At 70.1% G+C, this 26,139-nt stretch carries 25 protein-coding genes and 1 pseudogene; 10 read left to right on the forward strand and 16 right to left on the reverse strand.

Annotated elements, in window-relative coordinates:
• The first annotated feature begins 102 nt into the window (after positions 1–102).
• Positions 103–471, forward strand: a complete 369-nt coding sequence (locus ACWGDB_RS26435) for an ATP-binding protein (RefSeq protein WP_453824682.1) — start codon at positions 103–105, stop codon at positions 469–471.
• A 191-nt stretch (positions 472–662) separates the two neighbouring features.
• On the forward strand, positions 663–1,682 hold the full coding sequence (locus ACWGDB_RS26440) for a sigma-70 family RNA polymerase sigma factor (RefSeq protein WP_453824683.1): 1,020 nt from the start codon (positions 663–665) through the stop codon (positions 1,680–1,682).
• Here ACWGDB_RS26440 and ACWGDB_RS26445 read toward each other — a convergent pair.
• Positions 1,566–1,952, reverse strand: coding sequence for an STAS domain-containing protein (locus tag ACWGDB_RS26445; RefSeq protein WP_453824684.1), 387 nt, complete (start codon positions 1,950–1,952; stop codon positions 1,566–1,568). The genes ACWGDB_RS26440 and ACWGDB_RS26445 overlap by 117 nt on opposite strands.
• 174 nt (positions 1,953–2,126) lie before the next feature.
• On the opposite strand from ACWGDB_RS26445, the gene ACWGDB_RS26450 reads away from it, so the two are divergent.
• Positions 2,127–3,047 carry an AEC family transporter gene (locus tag ACWGDB_RS26450; protein WP_453824685.1) on the forward strand — a complete coding sequence of 307 codons (921 nt, stop codon included), beginning with the start codon at positions 2,127–2,129 and terminating at the stop codon, positions 3,045–3,047.
• A 3-nt stretch (positions 3,048–3,050) separates the two neighbouring features.
• On the opposite strand, the gene ACWGDB_RS26455 is transcribed toward ACWGDB_RS26450, so the two are convergent.
• From ACWGDB_RS26455 to ACWGDB_RS26495, 9 genes are all read right to left on the reverse strand, one after another.
• Positions 3,051–3,635 carry a Uma2 family endonuclease gene (locus ACWGDB_RS26455; RefSeq protein ID WP_453824686.1) on the reverse strand — a complete coding sequence of 195 codons (585 nt, stop codon included), beginning with the start codon at positions 3,633–3,635 and terminating at the stop codon, positions 3,051–3,053.
• A gap of 94 nt (positions 3,636–3,729) precedes the next feature.
• A complete protein-coding gene (locus ACWGDB_RS26460; protein ID WP_453824687.1) occupies positions 3,730–5,007 on the reverse strand; it encodes a thymidine phosphorylase in 1,278 nt (425 codons plus the stop codon).
• 90 nt (positions 5,008–5,097) lie between these two features.
• Positions 5,098–5,505 carry a cytidine deaminase gene (locus ACWGDB_RS26465; protein ID WP_453824688.1) on the reverse strand — a complete coding sequence of 136 codons (408 nt, stop codon included), beginning with the start codon at positions 5,503–5,505 and terminating at the stop codon, positions 5,098–5,100.
• Positions 5,502–6,776 carry an ABC transporter permease gene (locus ACWGDB_RS26470; RefSeq protein ID WP_453824689.1) on the reverse strand — a complete coding sequence of 425 codons (1,275 nt, stop codon included), beginning with the start codon at positions 6,774–6,776 and terminating at the stop codon, positions 5,502–5,504. Before ACWGDB_RS26470 ends, ACWGDB_RS26465 begins: the two co-directional genes overlap by 4 nt.
• Entirely contained in the window at positions 6,773–7,897 is a 1,125-nt protein-coding gene (locus ACWGDB_RS26475) for an ABC transporter permease (RefSeq protein WP_453824690.1), read from the reverse strand. The genes ACWGDB_RS26470 and ACWGDB_RS26475 overlap by 4 nt, the downstream gene beginning before the upstream one ends.
• The gene (locus ACWGDB_RS26480; protein WP_453824691.1) at positions 7,897–9,483 is read right to left on the reverse strand and encodes an ABC transporter ATP-binding protein; all 1,587 of its coding nucleotides are present in this window, start codon (positions 9,481–9,483) and stop codon (positions 7,897–7,899) included. The genes ACWGDB_RS26475 and ACWGDB_RS26480 overlap by 1 nt, the downstream gene beginning before the upstream one ends.
• A gap of 221 nt (positions 9,484–9,704) precedes the next feature.
• Complete coding sequence (locus tag ACWGDB_RS26485; protein ID WP_453824692.1) at positions 9,705–10,751, reverse strand: BMP family lipoprotein; 1,047 nt, start codon at positions 10,749–10,751, stop codon at positions 9,705–9,707.
• Positions 10,752–11,072: 321 nt separating this feature from the next.
• Entirely contained in the window at positions 11,073–12,128 is a 1,056-nt protein-coding gene (locus ACWGDB_RS26490; RefSeq protein WP_453824693.1) for a BMP family lipoprotein, read from the reverse strand.
• Positions 12,129–12,659: 531 nt separating this feature from the next.
• The gene (locus tag ACWGDB_RS26495; protein ID WP_453824779.1) at positions 12,660–13,880 is read right to left on the reverse strand and encodes a M20 family metallopeptidase; all 1,221 of its coding nucleotides are present in this window, start codon (positions 13,878–13,880) and stop codon (positions 12,660–12,662) included.
• 837 nt (positions 13,881–14,717) lie between these two features.
• Between ACWGDB_RS26495 and ACWGDB_RS26500 the strand changes: the two genes are divergently transcribed.
• Positions 14,718–16,328 (forward strand): alpha/beta hydrolase, encoded by a 1,611-nt coding sequence (locus ACWGDB_RS26500; RefSeq protein WP_453824694.1) that lies wholly within the window; start codon positions 14,718–14,720, stop codon positions 16,326–16,328.
• 244 nt (positions 16,329–16,572) lie between these two features.
• Positions 16,573–17,190 carry a class I SAM-dependent methyltransferase gene (locus ACWGDB_RS26505; RefSeq protein ID WP_453824780.1) on the forward strand — a complete coding sequence of 206 codons (618 nt, stop codon included), beginning with the start codon at positions 16,573–16,575 and terminating at the stop codon, positions 17,188–17,190.
• A gap of 1 nt (position 17,191) precedes the next feature.
• Here ACWGDB_RS26505 and ACWGDB_RS26510 read toward each other — a convergent pair whose 3' ends face one another.
• Positions 17,192–17,614 carry an ATP-binding protein gene (locus ACWGDB_RS26510; protein ID WP_453824695.1) on the reverse strand — a complete coding sequence of 141 codons (423 nt, stop codon included), beginning with the start codon at positions 17,612–17,614 and terminating at the stop codon, positions 17,192–17,194.
• 222 nt (positions 17,615–17,836) lie between these two features.
• Between ACWGDB_RS26510 and ACWGDB_RS26515 the strand changes: the two genes are divergently transcribed.
• The 3 genes from ACWGDB_RS26515 to ACWGDB_RS26525 are packed head-to-tail and all read left to right on the forward strand — an operon-like array spanning position 17,837 to position 19,085.
• Complete coding sequence (locus tag ACWGDB_RS26515; protein ID WP_453824696.1) at positions 17,837–18,691, forward strand: helix-turn-helix domain-containing protein; 855 nt, start codon at positions 17,837–17,839, stop codon at positions 18,689–18,691.
• A gap of 8 nt (positions 18,692–18,699) precedes the next feature.
• On the forward strand, positions 18,700–18,891 hold the full coding sequence (locus ACWGDB_RS26520; RefSeq protein ID WP_453824697.1) for a DUF397 domain-containing protein: 192 nt from the start codon (positions 18,700–18,702) through the stop codon (positions 18,889–18,891).
• Positions 18,891–19,085: a DUF397 domain-containing protein gene (locus ACWGDB_RS26525; protein WP_453824698.1), complete on the forward strand. Its 195-nt coding sequence runs from the start codon at positions 18,891–18,893 to the stop codon at positions 19,083–19,085. Before ACWGDB_RS26520 ends, ACWGDB_RS26525 begins: the two co-directional genes overlap by 1 nt.
• On the opposite strand, the gene ACWGDB_RS26530 is transcribed toward ACWGDB_RS26525, so the two are convergent.
• A complete protein-coding gene (locus tag ACWGDB_RS26530) occupies positions 19,086–19,721 on the reverse strand; it encodes a CGNR zinc finger domain-containing protein (protein ID WP_453824699.1) in 636 nt (211 codons plus the stop codon).
• A gap of 114 nt (positions 19,722–19,835) precedes the next feature.
• Here ACWGDB_RS26530 and ACWGDB_RS26535 point away from each other — a divergent pair.
• Both ACWGDB_RS26535 and ACWGDB_RS26540 read left to right on the forward strand, forming a co-directional pair.
• Positions 19,836–20,578: pseudogene (locus ACWGDB_RS26535) on the forward strand (metallophosphoesterase).
• 38 nt (positions 20,579–20,616) lie between these two features.
• Complete coding sequence (locus ACWGDB_RS26540) at positions 20,617–21,240, forward strand: LysE family translocator (protein ID WP_453824700.1); 624 nt, start codon at positions 20,617–20,619, stop codon at positions 21,238–21,240.
• Between the two features lie 27 nt (positions 21,241–21,267).
• On the opposite strand, the gene ACWGDB_RS26545 is transcribed toward ACWGDB_RS26540, so the two are convergent.
• The 4 genes from ACWGDB_RS26545 to ACWGDB_RS26560 form a co-directional block, all read right to left on the reverse strand.
• Positions 21,268–22,338: a hypothetical protein gene (locus ACWGDB_RS26545; protein ID WP_453824781.1), complete on the reverse strand. Its 1,071-nt coding sequence runs from the start codon at positions 22,336–22,338 to the stop codon at positions 21,268–21,270.
• Positions 22,339–22,501: 163 nt separating this feature from the next.
• Positions 22,502–23,440: an N-acetylneuraminate synthase family protein gene (locus ACWGDB_RS26550; protein ID WP_453824701.1), complete on the reverse strand. Its 939-nt coding sequence runs from the start codon at positions 23,438–23,440 to the stop codon at positions 22,502–22,504.
• A 13-nt stretch (positions 23,441–23,453) separates the two neighbouring features.
• Positions 23,454–24,752 carry a cytidylyltransferase domain-containing protein gene (locus ACWGDB_RS26555; protein ID WP_383613828.1) on the reverse strand — a complete coding sequence of 433 codons (1,299 nt, stop codon included), beginning with the start codon at positions 24,750–24,752 and terminating at the stop codon, positions 23,454–23,456.
• 65 nt (positions 24,753–24,817) lie between these two features.
• Positions 24,818–26,131 (reverse strand): DUF6716 putative glycosyltransferase, encoded by a 1,314-nt coding sequence (locus tag ACWGDB_RS26560; RefSeq protein ID WP_453824702.1) that lies wholly within the window; start codon positions 26,129–26,131, stop codon positions 24,818–24,820.
• Between the last annotated feature and the right edge of the window lie 8 nt (positions 26,132–26,139).

Genomic DNA, 26,139 nt, shown 5'->3' on the forward strand with positions numbered 1-26,139 from the left:
TCACAATCCGTCCGCATTTCGATGTTTGCGGTGGCGTGCGGGGCGTGTTTACGGTCGAGAACCGCTCACAAACCCCGTAACGAATTTCGAGGACCTACCTTCATGAAGCAGTCTGCTGCCAAGACCCTCGGTGTCGCCGCTCTCGGTGCCGCCTTCGCCGCCGCCGGTGCGGGTGCCGCGAACGCCGCGCCGGTCACCCCGGACGCCGCCGGTTCGGCGCTGGACACCGTCACCAGGACGCTCCCGGCCGAGAACCTCTCCCAGGCGGCGCCCGCCGCCGGTGCGGGTCTCGCCCAGGGCGGTGCGGGGCTGGCCCAGGGTCAGGAGGCGCTCGGCGCCGGTCTGGCCGCCGCCCAGCCGGCTGCCGAGCAGGCGCTGGCGGCGGGCCCGGCCGGGCTGCTCGGCGGTCTGCCGGTGGCTCAGACCCTGCCCGCCCAGGGCCTGCCCCTGAACGGCCTGCCGCTCGCCTGAGCCGCATCCCCGCACCACGCCGCTGGGGCGCGCCCATGGACACCGGGTGCGCCCCAGCGGCGTGTCGTCCACCCCTTCCGAGCTGCCGCTTTGTTCGCTCCGGGGGCCATTGTCAGTGGGCTGCGGTAGCTTCCGAGGTGTTGGGCGCGATGAGGCGCACTTCGGGATACGGCCACAGGGGTGGGTGGACGATGAGCGACGGCACGGCGACTACGACAACGGACCTCGACGTCAGGCTGGAGAAACACCGCGTCGAACTGACCGGGTACTGCTACCGCATGCTCGGCTCCTCATTCGAGGCCGAGGACGCGGTGCAGGACACGATGGTGCGCGCCTGGCGGAGTTACGACAAGTTCGAGGGGCGCTCCAGTCTCCGGTCGTGGCTGTACCGCATCGCGACGAACGTGTGCCTGGACATGCTGACGGCCGGCAACAAGCGGGCCAGGCCCATGGACCTCACGGAGTCGACCCCGCTCGCGCAGGCGGCGCTCTCGCCCCGCCCGGACAACACCTGGCTGGAGCCGATGCCGGACAACCGCGTGCTGCCCAGCACCGAGGACCCGGCCGAGGCCGCGGTCGCCAAGGAGACGGTGCGGCTCGCCTTCATGGCCGCCCTGCAGCAGTTGCCCGCCAAGCAGCGGGCGGTGCTGATCCTGCGCGAGGTGCTGGCCTGGAAGGCGAGCGAGGTCGCCGAGCTGCTCGACACGACGGTCGCCTCGGTCAACAGCGCGTTGCAGCGGGCGCGCGCCACGCTCGCCGAGCAGCATCAGCCGGGCGGTGAGGCAGTCGTCTCCGATCCGCTGGACGAGGAGCAGCAAAAGCTCCTGGACCGGTATGTCGCGGCCTTCGAGGGCTACGACATGACGGCGCTCACGGCGCTGCTGCATGAGGACGCCATCATGACGATGCCGCCGTTCGACCTGTGGCTGACCGGCGTCAAGGACATCACGGGCTTCATGACGACGCTCGGCGCCCCCTGCGCGGGCTCGCGTCTGCTGCCGGTCCAGGTCAACGGGCTGCCGGGCTTCGCCCAGTACAAGCCGGACCCGGAGGCGGGCGGCTTCACCCCGTGGGCGGTGCAGGTGCTGGAGGTCTCAGACGGCCGGATCACCGGGTTCCACTGCTTCCTCGACACCAAGCGCTGGTTCCCGTTGTTCGGGCTCCCGCTCCACCTCGAAGCGGAGGCCGACCAGGTCGAGGAGGGCGTGTAGCGCGGGGTCGGGGTCGCGCAGCCGTATCCGGCCCCCGGCCCGCCGGGCGGCGAGCTGGAGCCGTGCCAGCAGGTCGACGGTGCCCAGTCCGGGTGGTCCGAGCCCTCCGACATCGCACACCACGACGCCCGCTCTGCCGGCCTCCAGCCGGGCCCGCACGTCGTCGCACAGCCCTGCCACCTCATCCCGGGTGACGGGGCCGGCCAGCACGAGTACAGCGGGTGTCATGGCATCCACGATCGGTAGACCGGGCGGCGGCGGATAACTCATCGCGGCCGGGGCCCCCGTCCGTCGCCCGTCGCCCGGTGTCGTGCGCCGTCGAGGTGTCCGCCTGCCGGGATCACATTGACCCGGTGCCCTCCTTCCCCGGAGGGTTGCCTGTATGCCCCACGTATCAGCGCCTCCCCGGATACCCTGCGGTTTCGTTTCCGCCAAGGAGGTGCCGTGCAGGGGGTGTTGACGGGGTTCGCGGTGATCGCGGTCGTCATCGGGGTGGGCTATGCCATCGGCCGACGCGGCTACCTCGGCGACCACGGCCGCGAGGTCCTCACCAAGCTGGCCTTCCACGTGGCGTCCCCGGCGCTGCTGTTCACCACGCTCGCGCAGACCGACCTCTCGGTGATCTTCTCCAGCCGCCTCCTGGTCACCGCCCTGAGCACGGCCGCGGCGGCCGGCGTCTTCGTCGCGGTGGGTGTCGTACGGCGCTGGGGAGTGGGTCGTACGACGATCGGCGCGCTGTGCTCCAGTTACGTCAACTCCGGCAACCTGGGCATCCCGATCGCAGTGTACGTCCTGGGCGACGCCTCGCTGGTGGCGCCGGTGCTGCTGTTTCAGCTGGTCGGGGTCACTCCGATCGCCCTGACGATCCTCGATCTGTCCGGCGGGGGCGGGAAGGGCCCGCTGTGGCGCCGCCTGCTGACCCCGCTGCGCAACCCGATCGCGGTCGGCTCACTGGCGGGCGTGGCGGTGTCGGCGACGGGGCTGCGCATCCCGGCCCCCGTCCTGGACCCCCTGACCCTGATCGGCGGCATGTCGGTCCCGGCGGTCCTGCTGGCCTTCGGCATCTCCCTGTGCGGCAGCACGATGCCCGGCCGGGGACCGGACCGGCATCCGGTGTTCCTCTCGGTCGCCCTCAAGTCGGTCGGCCAGCCGGCGGCGGCCTGGGCCCTCGCGGCCGGCGTGTTCGGCCTGCGGGGCGCTCCCCTGCTGGACGTGGTGGTGACGTCGGCGCTGCCCGCCGCGCAGAACCTCTATACGTATGCGTCGAGTTACGGGGTGGGCGAGCGGTTGGCGCGGGACTCGATCCTGCTGTCGACGGTGATCTCGGTGCCGGTGTTGGTGGGGGTGGCGGCGTTGCTGGGCTGACAGTCAGTCGACGGGGAACTCGCCGGTGTCGATCGTCACGTCGAACGGGTCCGGCAGCTTGATGGGGTCACCGAACTTCACGGCGCTCAACACCCGGTACACATCGCCCTTGGGCTCTCCGAAGAGCGTGGCGGTGGGGCCGCCGGGGGCCCAGCGGTCGATCAGCAGGTAGAGCGGGATCCCGGCGGTGGCGTAGGCCGCGGGCTTGCTGACGCGGTCGTGCTGGGCGTTGGACTTGGAGGTCACCTCGACGACGAGTTCGGCCAAGGCCGCCGGGATGTGGGATTCCGCCTCCGCGCATTCCTGCACGGGAGCCACGAGCAGGTCAGGGATGAGCATGCCCAGGCGGGACGGCACGGCGATCGCCAGTGTCTGGAAGATCTCCCAGTCCTCGGGAATCACGGAGTAGAGGCGACGTTGAATACGGGCCGCGATCACGCTGTGGCGGGATGCGGGAGCAGGTGACACGGTGATGATCCCCTCAATGATCTCCACCTTGCTGCCCTCGGGCCATTCCATCTCCTCCCAGTACCGGACGAGGTCGTCCCAGTTCTGGTCGGGGTCCTGGCTCACGGTGAGTGCGCTCATGGCGGTCTCCAATCGGTCGTCACCGATCCCAGCATGCCGAACGGGACCGGCGGAGGTCCACCGATCCCGTTCACCCGAAGGGGAGATCGCCTGGTCAGGCGATACGTTCCAGCACGACGGGCGAAGCCGTGAAGTCCGTCCCCGCCCCCGCGATGTCGTACGAGCCCTCCACGGACTGGAGCGCGTACTCGAAGCGCTCCGGGGTGTCGGTGTGCAGGGTCAGCAGGGGCTGGCCCTCGGTGACCGTGTCGCCCGGCTTGGCGTGGAGCTCGATGCCCGCGCCCGCCTGGACCGGGTCCTCCTTGCGGGCGCGTCCGGCGCCCAGGCGCCAGGCGGCGACGCCGATGCCGTAGGCGTCGAGGCGGGTCAGGACGCCGGTGGACGGGGCCTTGATGACGTGCTGCTCGCGCGCCACCGGCAGCTTCGCGTCCGGGTCGCCGCCCTGGGCCGCGATCATGCGGCGCCAGACGTCCATCGCCGAGCCGTCGGCCAGGGCCTTGGCCGGGTCTGCGTCCTTCACCCCGGCGGCGTCCAGCATTTCGCGGGCCAGGGCGATGGTGAGCTCCACGACGTCCGCCGGGCCGCCGCCCGCCAGGACCTCGACCGACTCGCGGACCTCCAGGGCGTTGCCCGCCGTGAGGCCGAGAGGGGTGGACATGTCCGTGAGGAGCGCGACCGTCCTGACGCCGTGGTCCGTGCCCAGGCCCACCATCGTGGACGCCAGCTCGCGCGCGTCCTCGATCGTCTTCATGAAGGCGCCCGTGCCGACCTTCACGTCCAGGACCAGGGAGCCCGTACCCTCCGCGATCTTCTTCGACATGATCGACGAGGCGATCAGGGGGATCGCCTCGACGGTGCCGGTGACGTCGCGCAGCGCGTACAGCTTCTTGTCCGCGGGGGCCAGGCCATCGCCCGCCGCGCAGATCACCGCGCCCGTGCCGTCCAGCACCGACAGCATCTCCTCGTTCGAGAGGAGGGCGCGCCAGCCCGGGATCGACTCCAGCTTGTCCAGCGTGCCGCCCGTGTGGCCGAGGCCCCGGCCCGAGAGCTGGGGGACGGCCGCGCCGCAGGCCGCGACCAGGGGAGCCAGCGGCAGCGTGATCTTGTCGCCCACGCCGCCCGTCGAGTGCTTGTCGGCCGTCGGGCGGGACAGCGACGAGAAGTCCATGCGCTCACCGGAAGCGATCATCGCCGCCGTCCAGCGGGCGATCTCTCGGCGGTTCATGCCGTTGATCAGGATCGCCATGGCGAGCGCGGACATCTGCTCGTCGGCGACCTCCCCGCGGGTGTACGCGTCGATGACCCAGTCGATCTGCTCGTCGCTGAGCTCACCGCGGTCGCGCTTGGTGCGGATGACAGAGATTGCGTCCATGGCCATGACTTTCCTTCCGGCCGAACTTTCGGAAACGGCACGGCCCCTCCGAGCGGCTCACGGGAGCAACTCGGAAGGGCCGCACGGGAGTTATTTTCTGAGGTGGCCAGGCCCGAAGGCCTGCGGCAGCATCTCCGACAGCGGCAGGATGCCCGCCGGGGTCTCCAGGAGAAGCTCCGGGCCGCCGAACTCGTGGAGCAGCTGCCGGCAGCGGCCGCAGGGGACGAGGACGTCGCCCTCGCCGTCGACGCAGGTGAAGTGCGTCAGGCGGCCGCCCCCGGTGTTCTGCAGCTCCGAGACCAGTCCGCACTCGGCGCACAGGCCGATGCCGTACGACGCGTTCTCGACGTTGCAGCCGGTGACCGTACGGCCGTCGTCGACCAGGGCCGCGACGCCGACCGGGTAGCCGGAGTACGGGGCGTAGGCGCGGGACATGGCGTCCCGGGCCGCCGCGCGCAGCTTGTCCCAGTCGACGTCGTGGGAGGCGGCCGGGGTCACTTGCCCTGGCCCTTCTTGTACGGCAGGCCGTCCGCCTTCGGCATCCGCAGGCGTTGCGCGGACAGCGTGAGGACGACGAGCGTGACGACGTACGGCGTGGCGGAGACGACCTGGTTCGGGACCTCGTTGGTGGTGGCGTACCAGGTGTAGACCAGGGCGCCGACCACCGCGGTGATCATCGACGGGGCGTACTTCTTGCGGATCACCAGCCAGATGGCACCGATGATCAGCAGGAGCGCGCCGAGCAGCAGCAGGGCGTGCACGTTCGTGGAGCCGCCGCGCAGGTTGAGGCTGTCGGTGTAGCCGAACAGGCCGGCGCCGAGGGCGAGGCCGCCCGGCATCCAGTTGCCGAAGATCATCGCGGCGAGGCCGATGTAACCGCGGCCGCTGACCTGGCCCTCCAGATAGAAGGGGTTGGCGACGATGGAGAGGAAGACGCCACCGAGGCCGGCCAGGCCGCCGGAGATGATCACGGCGATGTACTTGTACTTGTAGACGTTCACGCCGAGGGACTCGGCCGCGACCGGGTTCTCACCGCAGGAACGCAGGCGCAGACCGAAGGCGGTGCGCCACAGGATCCACCAGGTGCCGGGGATCAGGGCGATGGCGATCAGGGTCAGCCAGGAGACGTTGGTGACCAGACCGCCGAGCAGGCCGGCGATGTCGGAGATGAAGAACCAGCCCTGGTTGTTCAGGTCCCGCAGCCCGTCGGACAGGCCGGGCACCGTGAAGTGGCCGAGGGAGTCGATCGCCGGGGACTGCTTGGCGGAGCCGCCCGCGTGGCCCTCGAAGGCGAGGGGCGCGAGGTAACGGGTGATGCCGAGGGCGAGGATGTTGATCGCCACACCGGAGACGATGTGGTTGACCCTGAAGGTGACGGTGGCGATGGCGTGCAGGATGCCGCCGATGCAGCCGCCGATGATGCCGACGACGACACCGCTCCACGGGCCCCACTGGAAGCCGGCCCACGCGCCGAACCAGGTGCCGAGGATCATCATGCCCTCGAGGCCGATGTTGACGACGCCCGCCCGCTCGGCCCACAGACCACCCAGACCGGCGAGGCCGATCGGCACGGCGAGCTGGAGCGCGGTGGACATCTGGCTGACGTTGGTGATGCCGTCGGCGCCGGTGATGAGGCGGACGATCGAGGTCAGCGCAAGGGCTCCGGCGATGACCAGGAGCAGGACGGGCCACGAGAGGCGGCGGCCGGTCGGTGCCGCGGGCTGCAGCGTGGGCTGGTTGACGTCGGTCGCCGAGGTCGGGGCGGTCATCGGCCAGCCACCTCCTTCGTGGTGTTGTTGTCGGCGCCGAGGACGTGACCGGCGGCGAGTTCGGCGCCGACCTGGCGCTGCTGGCGGCGCAGGCCCCACTCACGGACGGCCTCGTAGGACACGACGACCGAGAGCACGATCAGGCCCTGCATGATGACCGCGATCTCCTTGTCGTAGCCGTGGAAGTCGAGCTCCGGCGAGGCCTTGTCGAGCCAGGCCCACAGCAGGGCGGCGAACGCGATGCCGACGGGGCTGTTGCGGCCGAGCAGGGCGATGCCGATGCCGAGGAAGCCGATGCCGGTGGGGAAGTTCAGGCTGTACGTGTGGGTGTCGCCGAGCAGGATCGGCAGACCGGCGAGGCCGGCGAGACCGCCCGAGAGCAGCATGGCGGTGAGCACCATGCGCTTGGGGTCGACGCCACTGGCCGCGGCGGCGGTCTGCGAGGCGCCGGAGGCGCGCAGGTCGAAGCCGAAGCGGGTGCGGTTGAGCACGACCCAGTAGGCGATGCCGAGCAGGACGGCGAGGAAGACCAGGCCGTAGATCTCGCCGGCGTCGCCCATGCTGATGCCGGGGACCCAGCCGGACTCATGCATCTCGCCCGTGGTGTTGTTGTTGCCGACCTTGACGCCGAAGACGTTCGGCAGCCACAGGTAGGCGATGACCGACGTGGCGATCGCGTTGAGCATGATCGTCGCGACGACCTCGCTGACACCGCGGGTGACCTTGAGGACACCGGCGATTCCGGACCAGAAGGCGCCGGTGCAGACGGCGGTGAGGAGCAGCAGCGGGATCTGCAGCGCGGCCGGCAGGTTCGCGTGGGCGCCGACGATCGCGGCCATCATGGCGGCGAGCTGGTACTGGCCGTCGACGCCGATGTTGAACAGGTTCATCCGGAAGCCGATGGCCACCGCGAGGGCCGCGATGTAGTACATCGAGGCCTGGTTGATGATCAGGACCTGGATGTCCGAGAAGCCGAGTTGCTCGAACATCAGGGTGTACGGCTCGACCGGGCTCTTGCCGGAGGCGATCAGCACGATCGCGCTGAGCACGAAGGCCACGGCGAGCGCGATGACCGGGCCGGCCACCGCGAGGAGCACGCGCTCCTTGTCGAACTTCTTCATCAGCGGGCCTCGTCTTCGCCGGACTCGGGAGACTTGCGGATCTCGGGGGTCTCTGCCGGGGTCTCGGGGGTCTCGTCGTGTTCCAGGTGACCGGTCGCGGCGCCGGTCATCGCCGAACCGAGCTCCTCCGGGGTGATGGTGGCCGGGTCGGCGTCGGCGACCAGCCTGCCGTTGTAGATCACGCGGAGGGTGTCGGACAGGCCGATGAGCTCGTCCAGGTCGGCGGAGATCAGCAGCACGGCCAGGCCCTCGCGGCGGGCCTCACGGATGTGGTCCCAGATCGCGGCCTGCGCACCGACGTCCACACCACGGGTGGGGTGCGCGGCGATCAGGAAGCGGGGGGTGTGGCTCATCTCGCGGCCGACGATCAGCTTCTGCTGGTTGCCGCCGGACAGGGACGCGGCGGTGACGTCGATGCCTGGCGTGCGGACGTCGTACGCCTCGACGATGCGACGCGTGTCCTCCTGCGCGGCCTTCGGGTCCAGCCAGACGCCCTTGGCGAGGGGCTTCTCGGTGACATGGCCGAGGATGCGGTTCTCCCAGAGGGGGGCCTCCAGGAGCAGACCGTGGCGGTGGCGGTCCTCGGGGATGTAACCGATGCCCTGCTCGCGGCGCTTGCGGGTGGTCCAGTCGGTGATCTCCTCGTCGACGAGGGTGATCGTGCCGGAGTCGGCGCCCTTGAGGCCGATGAGCGCGTCGACCAGCTCGGTCTGGCCGTTGCCCTCGACGCCGGCGATGCCCAGGACCTCGCCCGCGTGGATGGTGAACGTGATGTCGTCCAGCAGGGCCTTGCCGCCCACCGCCTCCAGGCGCAGCTTGTCGACGGTGATGACCGGGCGGTCGGTGACCGTGGACTCGGCGGTCTCCGGCGTCGGCAGCTCGCTGCCGACCATCATCTCGGCCAGCTGCTTGGGAGTGGTCTCGGCGGGCACGGCCGTACCGACCGTCGTGCCGCGGCGGATGACGGTGATCTCGTCGGCGACGGAGAGGACCTCGCCGAGCTTGTGGGAGATGAAGATGACCGACAGGCCCTCGGACTTCAGCTCGCGCAGGTTGTCGAAGAGCGCGTCGACCTCCTGCGGCACCAGGACGGCCGTGGGCTCGTCGAGGATCAGCGTGGTGGCGCCGCGGTAGAGGACCTTGAGGATCTCCACGCGCTGGCGGGCGGCGACACCGAGCTCCTCGACGAGGCGGTCGGGCTCCACGCCGAGGCCGTAGCGCTCGGAGATCTCCTTGATCTTGCGGCGGGCCTTGGCGCCGATGCCGTGGAGCTTCTCGCTGCCCAGCACGACGTTCTCGAGGACGGTGAGGTTGTCGGCGAGCATGAAGTGCTGGTGCACCATGCCGATGCCGCGGACGATGGCGTCCGCCGGCGACGAGAAGGTGACCTGCCGGCCGTCGACGGCGATGGTGCCCTCGTCCGGCTTCTGCATGCCGTAGAGGATCTTCATCAGCGTCGACTTGCCTGCGCCGTTCTCGCCGACGAGGGCGTGGACGGTGCCCTTGCGGACGGTGAGGTGGATGTCGTGGTTGGCCACGACGCCCGGGAAACGCTTGGTGATCCCGGCGAGCTCGACGGCGGTCACCTGACCGTTGACCGCCGCTCCGGCCGGAGGGCTGCTGGACGCGTTGATGGCGCACTCTCCTGGGGACGGGGGTCGTCTACGCGCGTAGCGCCCCTATGGCCTGATAAGGGGCCGACGCACCGCGACAACGGGGTACGGGGAAATCTCCCACCAGGAGAGTCTCTCCGTACCCCGTCGCGCGGACGTAACCCCTCGGTTACCGCTGCTCAGGGTGTTGCAAATCAGCTGGACTTGACCTTGATCTCGCCGCTGATGATCTTCTCCTTGGCCGTCTTGATGGCGTCCTGCAGCTCGGTGTTGTCCGCGAACTTCGGGTTGGAGTTCGACAGGCTCACCTCGCCGGTCTTCAGATCGCCACGAACGATACCGGTCTCGGGCTTGCCGTCCTCGACCGACTTCGCCAGGTTGTACACCGCCTTGGCGACGTCCTTCATCGCCGAAGTCAGGATGGAGTCCTTGTACTTGTCAAGGGCTTCCTGCTTGTACTGGTCGGAGTCGACACCGATCGCCCACACCTTGTTGGCGGCGGCGGCCTCGATGACACCCTGACCGGACAGACCGGCGGCCGCGTACACGACGTCGGCCTTCTTCTCGATCTGGCCCTCGGCGGCCGACTTGCCCTTGTCCGGGCTGGAGAAGCCGCCCTCCTCCGCGGTCTGCGTGAGGTACTGGGACAGGACGTTGACCTTGGGGTCGGTGTCCTTGACGCCCTGCTCGAAACCGGCCTGGAACTTGTGGATGAGCGGGATGTCCACACCGCCCACGAAGCCGACCGTGTTCGTCTTGGTGCTCTTGGCGGCGGCGACACCGGCCAGGTACGAGGCCTGCTCCTCGGAGAAGACCAGGTCCGCGACGTTCTTCGCCTCGACCGTGGAGTCGTCCACGATGCCGAAGGTGGTGTCGGGGAACTTCTCCGCGGCGCCCTTGACGGCGGCCGCGTACGCGTAACCGACACCGATGACCGGGTTGTAGCCCTGCTTGGCCAGCGAGGCCAGGCGCTGCTCCTTGTCGGCGTCCGTCTCGCCCTCGGTGGGCTCGACGTCGGCCGTGCCGTACTGGAACTCCTTCTTCGCCTGCTCCAGGCCCGCGTACGCGGCGTCGTTGAAGGACTGGTCGCCCTTGCCGCCGACGTCGTACGCGATGGCGAGGCCCTTGTCGCCCTTCGAGTCCGACGAGGCAGACGTCGAGGTGCCGCCACAGGCGGAGAGCGCGAGGGCCAGGGAGGCGGTCGCTGCGCCTGCGACCGTGATCCGGGAAATCCGGCGCATGTGTAGGTGCTCCTTAGTACAAGCGCCGGACGGTACAGCTCGGTACAGCAGTCACAGCAACGGCGCTGGCTTTCGCCGCAGATTAACGCGCGTAGACCAACCTGAAAACCCCTTCTGTCCACCTTGTTATGCGCCCGTGGCCAAGTCCACGCGTGACCTTGACCCGGGGCTTGCCGATCGCAAAGCGGAAGCGAGGGTGGAGGGGCCGGGAACAGCGAAGCGGGCGGACATCCTCGGATGCCCGCCCGCTTCCGGCGTACGACCTGGTACGGCCCACTACGGCCTGGTACGACCTCGCACGACCTCCTACGACGACTGTGACTACTCGGTCTTGACCTTGATCGAGCCGTCGATGATGCCCTCCTTGGCCTTGGCCACGGCCTCCGTGAGGCCCGGGATCTTCGCGAACTCCGGGTTGGACTCGGACAGGCCGACGCCGTTGACCTTCAGGTCGAAGGTCTGGGTGCCGGTCAGCGGCTTGCCGTCCTCGACGGACTTGGCCAGCGCGTAGACCGCGCCACCGACGTCCTTGAGGGCGGAGGTCAGGATGTAGCCCTTGTACGACGCCAGGGCGGCCTGCTCGAACTGGTCGGAGTCGACGCCGATCGCCCAGACCTTGGCCTTCGCGGCGGCCTCGATGACGCCCTGACCGGACAGACCCGCCGCCTGGTAGAGGACGTCGGCGTTCTTCTCGATCTGGCCCTCGGCGGCTGCCTTGCCCTTGTCGGGGCTGGAGAAGCCACCCTCCTCCGCGGTCTGCGTCAGGTACTGCGAGAGGACCTTGACCTTGCCGCCGCTGGTGTCCTGGACGCCCTGCTTGTAGCCGGCCTCGAACTTGTGGATCAGCGGGATGTCCACACCGCCGATGAAGCCGACCGTGTTGGTCTTGGTGGCCTTGGCGGCGGCGACGCCCGCCAGGTAAGAGGCCTGCTCCTCGGCGAACACGAGGGAGGCGACGTTGTCGCCCTCGACCACCGAGTCGACGATGCCGAAGGTGGTGTCCGGGTACTTCTTGGCCACGGCCTCCATCGCGAGGCCGTAGGCGAAGCCGACGCCGATCACCGGGTTGTAGCCCTGCTTGGCCAGCGAGGCCAGGCGCTGCTCCTTGTCGGCGTCCGTCTCGCCCTCGGTGGGCTCGATGTCGGCCGTCTTGTACTTGAACTCCTTCTGAGCCTTCTGCAGACCGGCGTACGCGGCGTCGTTGAAGGACTGGTCGCCCTTGCCGCCGATGTCGTACGCGATGGCGAGACCCTTGGTGTCGCCGCTGCCGTCACTGTCGCTGCCGCTGTCGCTGCTGGTACCACCGCACGCCGTGGCAGCGAGCGCGATCGACGCGACCCCCACCGCGACACGGGTCAGTTTGGATGTCCGACGCATCGTGAAGTCCCCATTCTCCAAGCCCCGCAGTGGGTGCTGAGTTCGGCGCACATTAACGCGCGTAGACACTCCTGGGAACGGGGTTTCGCCGGGCCGTTATCCATTCGTGCCGATGGCCGGTTACGTCCTTGTGAACCACCGGATCGAAAGGCACGCATGGGGCGACAGCACCGGTGGTGCCTTCGCCACGATGGCGCTCAGGACCGCCCGCCATGGGGCCAGACTCCCCCCGCTCGACGCGGCCCGCAAGCGGAGCGGAGCGTCCGGTCCAACGCCGTGCGTGGCGACGCCGCAAAGGGGCGGGGGCCGCGTCGACATGCGGCTCCGCGCGGGGCGCAACCAGCCACCACGACGGGGTCCGCAGCCGACTGCCACGCACGGCGACCGGGCCGGCCTGACCCGCGGCACGAGCGCGGCGGCACTCAACGCCATGCACGGCAAACCTGCAAGGGGCGCGGGGAACTGCGCGACCAGCCACGGCGTGCCCGCAGCCGCCTGCGACCGCAACCCCGCACGGCGACTGGGCCCCGCCTAACCCGCGGCGTCGAGCAGCGCTGCCGCGGTGAACAACTCCACGCCCACCGTGATGGCGGACTCGTCCACGTCGAAGTCCCCTTGGTGCAGGTCCCGCCCGATCCGGTCACCGGGCACGCGGACCCCCAGCCGGGCCATGGCGCCGGGCACGTGCTCCAGGTACCAGGAGAAGTCCTCCCCGCCGAGGCTCTGCTCGGTGCCCTCGACGGAATCGGCGCCACGGCGGGCGGTCATGGCGGCGCGCAGCAGTTCGGTGGAGTCCGGGTCGTTGACGACGGGCGGGACGCCGCGGACGTAGTTGATCTCCGACTTGGCGCGGTGCAGGTTGGCGACCTCGTCGATGGCGGCGACGACGAGATCGGGCGCCTGCCGCCAGGTGTCGAGGTCGAGGCAGCGCACGGTCCCGGAGAGCTCGGCGTGCTGGGGGATGACGTTGGGTGCGTGGCCGGACTCGATACGGCCCCAGGTCACGGACAGGCCGCTGCGGGCGTCGGTGCGCCGGGCGACGACCGCGGGCACGTCGGTGACGACCCGGGCGGCCGCGGTGACCAGGTCGGTCGTCAGATGAGGGCGGGCCGTGTGCCCGCCGGGCCCGTCGAGGGCGATTTCCAGCCGGTCGCAGGCGGACGTGATGGCGCCCTCCCGCAGGCCGAGCTTCCCGGCGTCCACCTTGGGGTCGCAGTGCACGGCGAGGAACCGGCCGACCCCTTCGAGGACCCCGCACGCGATGGCGTCCACGGCTCCTCCGGGGAGGACCTCCTCGGCGGGCTGGAAGAGCAGCCGGACGGGGCGGGGCAGTTGCCCGCGCTTGTGCAGGTCGGCCAGGACCAGGCCGGCGCCCAGCACGACGGTCGTGTGCACGTCATGCCCGCAGGCGTGCGCGCGGTCCGGCACGGTCGAGCGGTACGAGCAGTCACTCTTCGTGTCCGGGATGGGCAGGCCGTCGATGTCGGCGCGCAGGGCGAGCATGGGGCGCTCGCCGTCCCACTCCCCGATGTCACAGATGAGCCCGGTTCCGGAGTCGAGCACGCGGGGCGCCAGGCCGGCCTTCTCCAGGCGGCCCTTGATCGCGGCGGTCGTACGGAACTCCTGGTTGCCGAGCTCCGGGTGCATGTGCAAGTCGCGCCGGAACTCGATGAGTTCGGCACGGAGCGCCTCCGGCAAGGTGCCGGGAAGGGCGGCTTCCCCGGGATGATCGGACTCGGACTCGGAGGACATCTGTTGGTTCACCCTCTAAAGGGTAGGACGCCGAGGTGGCCAACTGACCCTCGATCAACAAAAGTTCAACCCGTTTGGGGAAGAAAATCTGGCCGCCCGACGCGTAGGTATCGGTTTGGGTGGGTAAACTCGCCCGACTCCGCCGAGTGGATCATGAAATCGACGGAGAGTGAGGATCACCCTCCTTCACGGATACCACGTTCAGCCCCATCCCGTCGGTTCTGTTCATCTGGCGGAGCCCGGCGTCGGCGTTGCACCGGCTCCCGGGTGATCGTCGCGGGCGGTCCGGCAGGGCCGTGAGGCCCCGGTAGGCCGGGGCGGCAGCCGTACGACGGTGCCGACGAGGACGGCCGCGAGCGGCGGGTTCGACGGCGGGACGGCCTCGAGTCGCACCTCGTTGTGAGGTGGGGCGGATCAGCGGGCCGGGGTTTCGGTGGCCACGGCCGGCCGGCATCCCACTGTGCTGCGGGCGGCGGACCTGATCACAACGGTGCACGACGGCAACCGGGTGCGCCCTCGCCCCGCTCGGCGAGGCGCTGCCGGCCGGAGGGTGAGGGCGGGGCGGCGGACGGCCGCCGCCCGCGGGGCGCTGCGGCAGCGGGCGGTCCGCCGGCGGGCCAGGCCGACCGCAAGCACCCTTCACGCACCTCCGACCCGGGCCGCCGCCACCGGCCGCGGCAGCCGACTCGCCCGTTCGGCTGCGGTTGTCTCGCTCGAGCTGTCGTCCCGGGATGTTGTGGACACGGATGTGTCCGTGGAGCAGGGCGTTCTCGCCTCCGGGCACTCAGCCAGCCAAGTGAGTAGGACGGAGTGTCCATGCCTCGAATAGGTGGGCTCATGGCGAGCGGACGACGCCGTACCGCGGCCATCGCGGCTCTCGTAGCCGGCTCGACGGTGCTCAGCGGGCCGTACCCCGCCTGGGCGGGCGGTGCACCCACACCCTCCGCGCCCGTCGCGCGGATCGACTGGAGTCGGTGCGTTCCCGGGAGCGAGTTCGACTGCGCGACCGTGAAGGTGCCCCTGGACTACAGCAAGCCGGGTGGTCGCACGATCGAACTGGCGGTCGTCAGACGGGCGGCGACCGAGCCCGATCGGCGTATCGGCACCCTGTTCTTCAACCCCGGCGGCCCCGGCGGCCCCGGAACGGTGCAGATGCCGGACAGCTACGAGAAATTCCCGCGCGAGGTGCGGGAGCGGTTCGACATCGTCAGCTGGGACCCCCGCGGTATCGGCAACAGCACCGCCATGAACTGCTTCACGACCCCTGAGGAAGCCGCCGAGTGGAACGCGAGCAAACCGGCCGGGTTCCCCGTCGGCGCGAAGGAGCGGACGGCCGCTTTCGCCGCGTACAAGGACCTGGCCCGGCGCTGTGAGCAGCGTGACCCCGATCTGATGCGGCATGTGTCGACCTCCGACACCGCCCGCGACCTCGACCGGCTCCGCCAGGCCGTGGGTGACCCGCAGCTCACGTACCTGGGGATCTCCTACGGCACGATCCTGGCCGCCACGTACGCCAACATGTTCCCCGACAAGGTCCGCGCCATGGTCCTCGACGGCAACTGGGACCCGCAGGCGTGGACGAACCACGGTTCCGGCGACGACGCCCGCCTCACGAGCTTCCACCGCCTGGGCTCGGACCGCAGCGGGGCGGCGACCGTGGACAAGTTCCTCAGCCTGTGCGGGGCCGCGACCACCGCCCGCTGCGCGTTCTCCGCCGGCAGCCCCGAGGCGACCCGGGACAAGTACGACCGGCTGATGCAGCGGCTGCGGAAGCATCCCGTGGGCACGTGGACCTATGCGGCCACGGTCGACAGCATCATGAACGGCCTCTACGTCGTCCACCCCGGGTGGACGAATCTCGCGGTCAGGCTGCAAAGCCTGTGGCAGGGCCGCGTTCCCGAGCCGTCCCCGCTCCCGCCCCCGCCGGCGGTCCCGAATCCGAATCCGTATGTGGGCGAGGAGCAAGGCACCGCGGTGCTCTGCGGCGACAGCCCGAATCCGCGTGATCCCGGGGTCTACGAGTCCCTGGAGCGGGTCGCGGCCGCCCGTGCGGGCGACGCGGGACGTCACTGGACCTGGGCCACCGTGGGCTGTACCTACTGGCCGCTCTCCCCCGACCGCTACCGCGGCCCGTGGAACACACCGACGGCGCATCCCCTTCTGGTCATCGGCAACGCCTACGACCCCTCCACCCCCGACTCCGCAGCGCGAGCCATGGCCAGGGAACTGGCGGACGCCCGCCTGCTCAACCTCACCGGGGTCGGGCACACCGCACTGCTCAATCCCAGCAGCTGCATCCAGGCCCACGAAAGCCGCTACCTCATCGACGGCATCCTCCCGCCGGCCGGGACGACGTGCCGGCAGCAGGACACGCCCGCCTTCGGCACGCCCAGGCCGAGCGGCGGCATCGCCACCGGCGGAGGCGGCATGGCCGGCACGGCGTCCTGAACACACCACGGCCACCGGGTGGCAGGGCTCTGCCTGCCGCCCGGTGGCCGATGCGTTGCGTTGCGTCGACTGGCGGCAGCCCGCGTCAGTTCGTCACCAGGCAGGTCTCCTCGATCATCGCGGGACGGCCTTTAGGGTGTGCCCCGTGACCGCCGACAAGCCCCAGATCCCGGTGAGCCCCCTTTCCCGCGAGAACTCCGAGCACGCCGGTTTCCTGGCGGCCACCCGGGCCTCGTACGACGCGATGGCCCCCGCCTACGCGGAGGCCTTCTCCGACTGGTGCGCCGACAGCGCTCCCCTGGACCGCTCCCTGATCACCACCTTCGCCGAGCTCGCCCACGAGCACGTCCCGGCACCCGTCGCCGACCTCGGCAGCGGACCGGGTTACACAACCGCCCGCCTGCACGCCCTCGGTGTGCCGGTCTTCGGCGTCGACATCTCGCCCCGCATGGTGGCGCTGGCCCGCCGCGCGCATCCCGAACTGCGTTTCCACGTGGGCTCGATGACCGCTCTGGACCTCCCCGACGAGACGCTCGGCGGGATCATCGCGTTGTACTCGGTCATCCACATCCCGACCGAGCATCTCGCCGCCACGTTCGCCGAGTTCCGCCGCGTCCTGGTGCCCGGCGGCCACGTACTCCTCGGGTTCCAGTCCGGCGGCCCCGACGGGGACGAGGAGCACCTCCACCTCGCGGAGCGGTTCGGCCACGAGATCTCGCTCGACTACTACTGGCGCACCCCCGACACGGTCGCCGCCCACCTGGCCGACGCGGGCCTCCCGGTCCAGGCCCGCGTGCTGCGCGAACCGGCCGGCGAGGAGAGACGCCCTCGCGCGTTCGTCCTGGCCCGCAAGGAGTCGTGACCTATCCGGCCAGTTCGCACCACACGTACTTGCCCCGGTTGCCGTGCCGGGACAGCGGCTGCCATCCCCACAGGTCGGAGCAGGCCCGGACCAGGGCGAGGCCGCGCCCGTCCTCCAGCTCCGCCGGCTGGTCCAACGACCCTGGCGGTTCGGGCGGTTCGGGATCGGCATCCCAGGCCCCGATCCGCAGCACGCCCGCCGACCATCGGACCCGTAGGGCTGCGGGGCCCTTCGTATGCCGTACGGCATTGGAGACCAGCTCCGTGGCCAGCAGTTCGGCGACGTCGACGTGGTTGATCAGGCCGTGCATCGTGAGGATCAGGCGGAGGGTGCGGCGGGAGACGGTGACGGCTCGGACGTCGTTGGGGATGTAGAGGGAGTACTCCCAGGGTGCAGCCTGGGGCTCGGGCTCAGTTTTGGGCATGCGTCAGCTCCGGTTCGGTGGTGGGGGGTGCGGTCGGCGGGCGGTGGCAGTGCCGCAGCCGTCTTGGCAGGACGGAGTGGTGCGCTTCCGGGTCCCCGGGTTCCGCAGGGTGTGCGTCGCGTCACTGACGGTAGACCTTGATTTCCAGGTCGAGCAAGCCGATCACGTAATCTGTGCCCGAACGAGTCGCGTTCGCAGGCGCGTTGAACGGAGGAGTAGTCCATGGCCGGGCTGAGGGGCGAACCAACTGCACGCCAGTTGCGCCTGGGTGCAGAACTGCGCAGGCTGCGTGACGCGGCGGGCCTGACGGGCCGTGAGGCGGCAGCCTTGCTCGGAGTGAGCTCCACTCAGATCAACCAGATCGAATCCGGCCTCTCCGGGGTGAGCGAGAAACGCCTGCGCCGCCTTGCAACCAACTACGCCTGCACCGACGAGGGGCTGATCTCGGCACTCGTGGCCATGGCAGCGAACCGCGCCAAAGGCTGGTGGGAGGAGTATCGAGGGGCGCTACCCACGCCGTTCCTCGACCTTGCCGAGCTGGAGCACCACGCCACGTCCCTGCGGGAGGTCCAGTTCCTGTACGTCCCAGGACCGCTCCAGACGGAGAGCTACGCCCGCTCGATCTTCTCCGACAGAATTCCCGAACTCCCTCGCGAAGAGCTTGACTTGCGTGTGCAGCATCGAATGCAGCGCAAGGCGATCCTCGAAGGCTCCACCCCGACGACGTACGAAGCCGTCATCCACGAGGCGGCGCTGCGCATCCGCATCGGCGACCGCCCTGCCTCCCGAGCGCAGCTCGACGCGCTCCTCAGTATCTCCGAGGCGGACCACGTCGCCGTGCGGGTCATCCCGTTCGACCTGGACGGGTTCGGCGGATCCTGGGCGGCCATGATGCTGGCGGGTGGCGCGGTCCCCAGGCTGGATACCGCCGTGCGTGATGCGCCTCACGCCACGGCATTCATCGACTCGGAAGCCCAACTGGCCGTGCTTCGCACACTCTTCCGTAGGGTAGAAGCCGCGTCGCTCGGTCCCGAGCGGTCGCGCGACCTCATCCACAGGCTGGCCAAAGAGCTGTGAGGCACCCGATGAACACCCCCGACAACTGGCGGAAGTCGTCATACTCTGGTGCGGGCGACGGCAACTCCTGCCTGGAAATCTCAGACCGCCGCACCCACATATCCATCCGCGACTCCAAGGCCCCGGCCCGCGGAACCCTCACGGTCCCGATAGAGGCCTTCGCCCCCTTCATCGAATGCCTGAAGGCGAAGGAGCTGTGATGTCCACTTCTGACAGCTGGCGGAAGTCGTCCTACTCCGGCGGCGGCGAAGGCAACGACTGCGTCGAAATAGCAACCTGGCCCGACCGCATAGCCATCCGTGACTCCAAAGCCCCGGCCAGGGCAACACTCACCTTTCCCGCGTCGACCTTCAGCCCTTTCGTGGAAGCCCTGAAGACGTCCCCGGCCCAGTGATCACGCCTGGGTAGAACCACCGAGGCTCTCGACGCCGCCGTCCGTGGCCATCCGCTGCCGCCGATAGTGGCGAGCCGCCCTCGCACGGTTGCCACACGACGGTTTGCACCACTCCTGGCGCCCGTGACTCTTGACGAAGTAGCGCACACATCGGGGCGCGGTGCAGGCGCGTAGCTGTATGCGCTGCGGGCCACTCAGGAAGTCGATGGCGGCGCGGGCGAGGGCCGCGACGAGCCGAACCTTGGGGTCGCTCTCCGCCGACAGCAGAAGCACCGTGGGGGTATCGTCGGTCGGCCAATCCAGCTGCGGGACGACCGTTTCGCGGGCGGCGACCGTGTTCAGGTGGGCCAGTGCCTGGTCGGCCGACATCAGGCGTCGGGCGTCCGCCGAGCTGGGGGGAGCGGGGCTGACCGCTCGGGCGAACAGCGCCCTGACCGCGCGCCGCAGCTCGACGATCTCCCTCCTCAGGTCATCGTCCGCCGCGATGTCCGCTGTGCGGACATGTCCGGCCAGCAGGTCGGACTGTGCCTGAATCCAGCGGGCCAGCCCGTCCCCCGTCATGAGGTCGTCGGCCACGCCGCCGTCCCCGTCATGACGAATCGTGCTCGCCAGTTCCAGTGCCGGCCAGCGCTCCATCGGCGTCTCTTTCCCCTCCTGCTGACTGATCGTCGACCACTTGATCACACTCGCCCGTACATCCTAGAGTCCCTAACGGAAAAGTTGAATTTACCGTTAGAGGGGGATCAGAGCATGACGGTGCTGCTTGCTCAGATCAGTGACCTGCACCTGGATGGCAGTGAGAGGGCCACCCGACGCGCCGAACGCGTCATGGACTATCTGCGGGCCCTGCCCCGACCGGTCGATGCGCTCCTCGTCACGGGGGACATCGCCGATCACGGAGAGGAAGCCGAATACGAGGAAGCGGCCCGCCTTCTGGCGGCTTCCTTCCCGGTGTCACCTGCCCCGGCAACCACGACGCCCGTCCGGCCTTCCGCAAGGCCCTGCTGGGAGAGACACCGGACCACAGCCCCATCAACCGGATCCATCACATCGCCGGAGCCGCCGTCCTGATGTGCGACTCCACCATCCCGGGCCGTGACGAGGGACGCCTCGACGACCAGACGCTCGGCTGGATCGACACCCAGCTCGGGGGTCTGCCACGGGACACCCCGGCGCTGGTCGCCTTCCATCAGCCGCCGGTCGCACTCCACCACCCGCTACCGGACTCCGGAATGCTGGAACAGCCCGGCCGGCTCGCCGCCCTGCTCGACAGGCACCCGCAGGTCGTCGCCGTCCTCACCGGACACGCCCACACCGCGGCCGTCTCCAGTTTCGCCGCCCGTCCCCTGATCGTCGGGCCGGCCGTCACCTGGACCCTGCGCATGCCCTGGGAGGGCGACCGCCCCGCAGACCGTGACCAGCCGCCCGGCCTCGCCTTCCACATCCTGAGCGACGACCGGCGCCTGACCACCCACTACCGCGTCGTGCTCTGATCCCGCCCGGCCTCCAACCTGTCCGACCAGGAGACATCGTGGTCCACCCCTACGCCGCCCTAGGATTCCTGGTGGCGGTCCTTCCTCTGGTTGCCACCCCCGGAGCCAGCCTGGCCCTGCTGGCCCAACACGTCACAGCAGACGGCCGCCGCCGGGCTCTCCCCGTCATCCTCGGCACAGCCACCGGCCTGTACGTCCACGCCACGCTCGCCTTAGTCGGCCTGTCGGCCCTGGTCATGCAGTCCAGCCAGGCCTTCACAGCCGTCAAGCTCATCGGCGCCGCCTACCTCATCGGCCTGGGTATATGGACCTGGCGTTCCGCCAGGGCACCGGCGCACGCTCCCGCCCGGCGGTATCTGCCGGTGCCGACCCGTGGCTCCGTCTACATCCAGGCCCTGCTCGCCAATGTCCTCAACCCGAAGGCGGCCTCCATCTACCTGACCCTGACTCCCCAGTTCATCGAACCGGACCATTCCTTCGGCGGACAGATCCTCGCCCTGGCCAGCGCTCACGCGCTGCTGATGGCGCTCTGGCTCGTTGTCTGGACCGTCCTCATCCAGCGCGCCTCCCGCACCCTTCGCGCACCCCGCTTCAGGCGCACGGCCGCCGGGATCACGGCCGTGGTGTTCCTCGCCCTCGGGATCCGCGGCGCCGCGACGTAGAGACGCCGCCGACTGCGTGCGCCCCCGCTAGACCGCACTCACCGCCGACAACCGGTGCACATCCCGCGCCGTCCCCGTAACCCCCGACAAGAACCCCTGCGCCCGAGGCGACGCGTTCTCCGTCAGCCACGCCGGGTCGATGTCGCACACCGCCACCCGGACCTCGGTCCCCGACAGCGCCAGCGGCAAGGTGTGGACGACCGTTGACGGGAAGCTCAGGATCGTACGGCCGATGGGGCCGCGGCGGGCGATCAGCTCCAGCGGGAGATCGGGGCGTACGACCTCCAACCCCGTCTCGACCGCCAGCCGGTGCAGTTTGTCCGCGCTCTCGCGGCGGTGGGCGAAGTAACGCGTGGCGCCGTGGGCCTTGGCCAGGGAGCGGACGGCTTCGAGGTAGCGGTCGCCGTCCACGACGCCCGTCTCGACCAACGACGTGCCGACCATGTCCGCGCCCTTGGTGATGCGGGGCGGGCCGAAGCGGTCACGCGTCCAGGCGAAGGTGTTGGCGGTGACCGTCACGCCGGCCAGGGTCTCCTCCATCGGCATGGAGGAGAAGATCTCGACCTTGCGGCGCTCGCTCGGCGTGAGGCGCTTGCGGGCGGCGGAGGACACCGGCGCGAAGACCAGGTCGCGCGGGCCGGGGCGGCCGCCCTTGCGGTGCCAGCGGACCAGGCGCTCGCCTCGGGCGAGTTGGGCGACGAACTCCATGGTGGCCGTGCCGTCGTCGACGACCACGATGTCATGGGCCCTGGTGATGGTCAGCAGGAGTTGTACGTAACGGGAGAACGGGTCGCCCAGGACGATCCGGTCGGCACGGCGGAGCAGGCCCGCCAGGCCGCCGATCGTCTGGAAGGGGGCCGCGGGGCCGCCCCGCGCCTCCTCCCAGCGGACCGCGTGCCCGTCCTCGCGCGCCAGTTCGGCCATCCGGCGCAGCTGGCCGCGGGTCATGGGGTCGATCGGGGACAGGACGACGAGGGTGAGTCCCGTGCCGATGGCATGCCGGCGGGCGTGCGCCCACTCCAGCACATTCAGGAGCTGTACCGGGCTCTCGACGAAGGCGAGAGTGTGGGGGCCGGTGTTCCCGGCGCGGGGGCTCATCGACGTACGACCGTCCCGTCGTAAGGCGCTCATGCGGCGCTCGTATTCAGCTCGTGCAGCTCGCGCTGCTCGTGTTCGGAAAGCTCGAAGGGCGCCGAGCCCGAGCGCCCCCTGCCAGGGGCACTCGGACATCGGCGCACGTTCGAACTCGCGGCGTTCCGGGTCAGACCGAAACCGGCTCGCCCGCCGCCGCGGCGATCTCCGCCTCGGCGACCACACCGGCGACGCGGCGCAGCTTCTTCATCGGGCCGAGCTCGGAGTCGTAGACCTTCTTGACGCCGTCACCGAGGGAGGCCTCGATGGTGCGGATGTCGCGCACGAGGCGCGTCAGGCCCTGCGGCTCGACCGAGGCGGCCTGGTCCGAACCCCACATCGCGCGGTCCAGGGTGATGTGACGCTCGACGAAGACGGCGCCGAGGGCGACCGCGGCCAGCGTGGTCTGCAGGCCGGTCTCGTGGCCGGAGTAGCCGATCGGGACGTTCGGGAACTCCTTCTCCAGCGTGTTGATCGCACGGAGGTTGAGCTCCTCGGCCTTCGCCGGGTACGTCGAGGTGGCGTGGCACATGACGATGTTGTCGGAGCCGAGGACCTCGACCGCGTGACGGATCTGCTTCGGCGTCGACATGCCGGTGGAGAGGATGACGGCACGGCCGGTGGCGCGCAGGGCGCGCAGCAGCTCGTCGTCGGTGAGGGAGGCGGAGGCGACCTTGTGGGCGGGGACGTCGAACTTCTCCAGGAAGGCGACGGCCTCGGTGTCCCACGGGGAGGCGAACCAGTCGATGTTCTTGGTCTTGCAGTACTCGTCGATCTGGCGGTACTCGTCCTCACCGAACTCCACACGGTGGCGGTAGTCGATGTAGGTCATCCGGCCCCAGGGGGTGTCGCGCTCGATGTCCCACTGGTCGCGCGGGGTGCAGATCTCCGGGGTGCGCTTCTGGAACTTCACGGCGTCACAGCCGGCCTCGGCGGCCGCGTCGATGAGCTTGAAGGCGTTCTCCAGCTCACCGTTGTGGTTGATGCCGATCTCGCCGCAGATGTAGACGGGCTTGCCCGGGCCGACTTCACGCGAACCGAAGTTGCGCAGGCGGGAGTAGGTGCTCATGGCAGAGATGTCCTTACTTGGTGAGGGAATCGAGAGAGGGGCCGAGGATCCAGCTGGCGATCTCTCGGATTGCGCCGTCGCCACCGGGGAGAGTGGTGACCGCGCGTGCGGCGCCGCGCACGACGTCGTGGGCGCTCGCGACCGCCACGGGCCAGCCCACGAGGGCGAAGCACGGGAGGTCGTTGACGTCGTTGCCGACGTAGAGCACGCGCTCAGGCGCGATGCCCTGCTCCTCGCACCACTGCTTGAGTGCGAGGTCCTTCCGGTCGATGCCGTGCAGCACGGGAATCTGCAGCTTCCGTGCGCGGGCGGCGACGACCGGGTTCTGCTCCGTGGAGAGGATGAGCATCTTGAGCCCGCTCTTGCGCAGGGCCCCGATGCCGAGGCCGTCTCCGCGGTGCACGGAGACGAACTCCTTTCCATCGGCATCGATCAGCACCCGGTCATCGGTCTGGGTGCCGTCGAAGTCCAGTACGACCGCGTCGATGTCGTCGGCGGTCGGGAGTGCGCCGGGCCGGTCCGCGTCGAACAGCGGGGCCAGCGCGCGGGCGCGGGCCAGGTCGTGGGGATCGTCGATCTCCAGGACCCGGGCGGGGTCGGTGCGCACGAGTTCCGTGCGGCCGAAGAAGCGGTGCTTGTGCTCGCGGAAGCCCGTGGCGTCCATCGCGTAGGCGGCGCCGGTCTCCAGGAAGTCCTGGGGGCGGTCCTGGCGGCGCGGGCGGAAGGACTTGTCGTGGTTGACGCCGTAGCCGCCGCCGCTGATGGTGCGGGTGGTGACGGTGTCGGTGCCGCCCTCGGCGGCCTCGCGCTCGGCGCGCAGGGCGGTCGGCTCGTCGTCGCCGTGGCGCCACACGAAGCCGTGGAAGGGCGCGACGGTCAGGGCCGTGTCGGCGCCGTTGGCGACGATCGCCTTGACGACGCCGTCGAGGTCCTCGCGGATGATGAACGGGCTGGTGCACTGCACGAGCAGGACCACGTCCACCGGCGAGCCGTGCAGCGCCTCGTGGGCGTCCATGGCGTGCAGGACGGCCGCCTCGGAGGTGGCGGTGTCGCCGGCGATCGCGGCGGGGCGCAGCACGACCTCGGCGCCGGCCTGGCGGGCGGCGGCCGCGATGCCCTGGTCGTCGGTGGAGACGACCACGTCCGTGACGAGCCGCGAGGCCCGGCACTCACGCACGGCACGCGACACCAGCGGTACGCCGCCGACGGGCATGAGGTTCTTCGCGGGCACGCCCTTGGAGCCGCCGCGCGCGGGGATCACGGCGAGCACCCTGGGCACCGAGGTGCCTTGACCTGCTTCCGGGTTGGACATGGGCTCCACTCCTTGGGCTCCTTGCAAAGGCTTCGGGGCGCGTCCCGGCGCCCCGGTCGGGTCGCTCACAGCTCCCCCATCCGCCGGATGACGGGGGCCACGCGCTGCACGCCGTGCCGGTAGGCGCCGCGCGCCGCCCGGCGCACGATCTGCCGGACGGGGCCGGGCTCCCTGTCGTGGGCGGGGGCGCCGGGCAGCGGGCTGCCGTCCGGGCCGAGGTGGTGGCGGGCGAGGATGCCGGGCAGATAGCCGGGCGCGGTGGCCGGCGTGTAGTACGGCGTGAGGGCGGGCAGACCGCCCGGACGCTCCAGCAGCTTGGTGATGCGCTCGCGGGCCGCGTCGAAGGCGGTGGCGTACGAGCCGTCGGCGCAGACGCCCTGCCGGGAGACCCATTCCTCGTCGGGCGTCGGGCTGTGCCCGTCGTCCAGCTGGTCCCAGGAGGCGAGGCAGCCGGAGCCCACGAAGTGGTGGTTGCCGAGCACCTCGCGCACGCCGAGGTCGCTGAGGACGACGGTGGGGATACGGCGGTGCAGCGACTCCAGCGCCGCCGTGGAGCTGATCGTGACCAGCAGGTCGGTGCGGTCGAGGACCTCGCCCATGTTCCCGTACACCAGTTTGAAGTTGGCCGGCGGGTCGAGCCGCTGGACCAGCTTCTGGTACGGCAACTCCTCGATGTGCGTGGTGTGTTCGCCCGGCTTGGAGCGCAGCTTGAGCAGCACCTCGCGCTCGGGGTGCCTGCGGGCGTGCTGGATGAGCCGGTTCAGCAGGTACGTACGGTCCTTGCGGCTGTCCGGCACGGAGGGCTGGGCGGCGAAGACGACCGTGTACGGGTCGTGCTCGCCGGGGTAGGGCGCGCCGCCGAGGAACGGCAGGGCGACCTCGGTCACCGCCGAGGAGTCGGCGCCGACCCCGTCGTACACCGCGCGGAAACGCTCGGCGTCCTGACGGGAGTTGGCGAGGACGAGGTCCGCGCCGTGCCGCAGCAGCAGGCCGTCGGCGAGCTTCTCGTAGACGACACCGACGTAGCCGGTGACGACCACGGGCCGCTGGGGCTGCCCTTCCCAGACCCGCTTGAGGCCGTGCAGCATGGCCTGTACGCCCCCGCCGACGAGGGCGAGGACCAGGACGTCGTACGACTCCTGCGCCATGGTGCGCAGGAACTCGACGGCGCTCACCTCACGGAGGGAGTCGGCGTGGACGCCCACTTCCTGGAGCTGGCGGGCGGTGGGGGTCGCCCGGCCACGGAGGAGGAATCCGTCCAAACGGATGTCCGAATCCTCCGGGGAGATACGGTTCGCGGTGAGCGCGCCCCATTTCCACCGGGTATCGGAATCCGCGAGGACGGCAACTCGTCGGGTCTTCGTCGCACTTGCTGGCACATCGAAGA

The sequence above is a fragment of the Streptomyces sp. NPDC055013 genome, assembly GCF_053608645.1.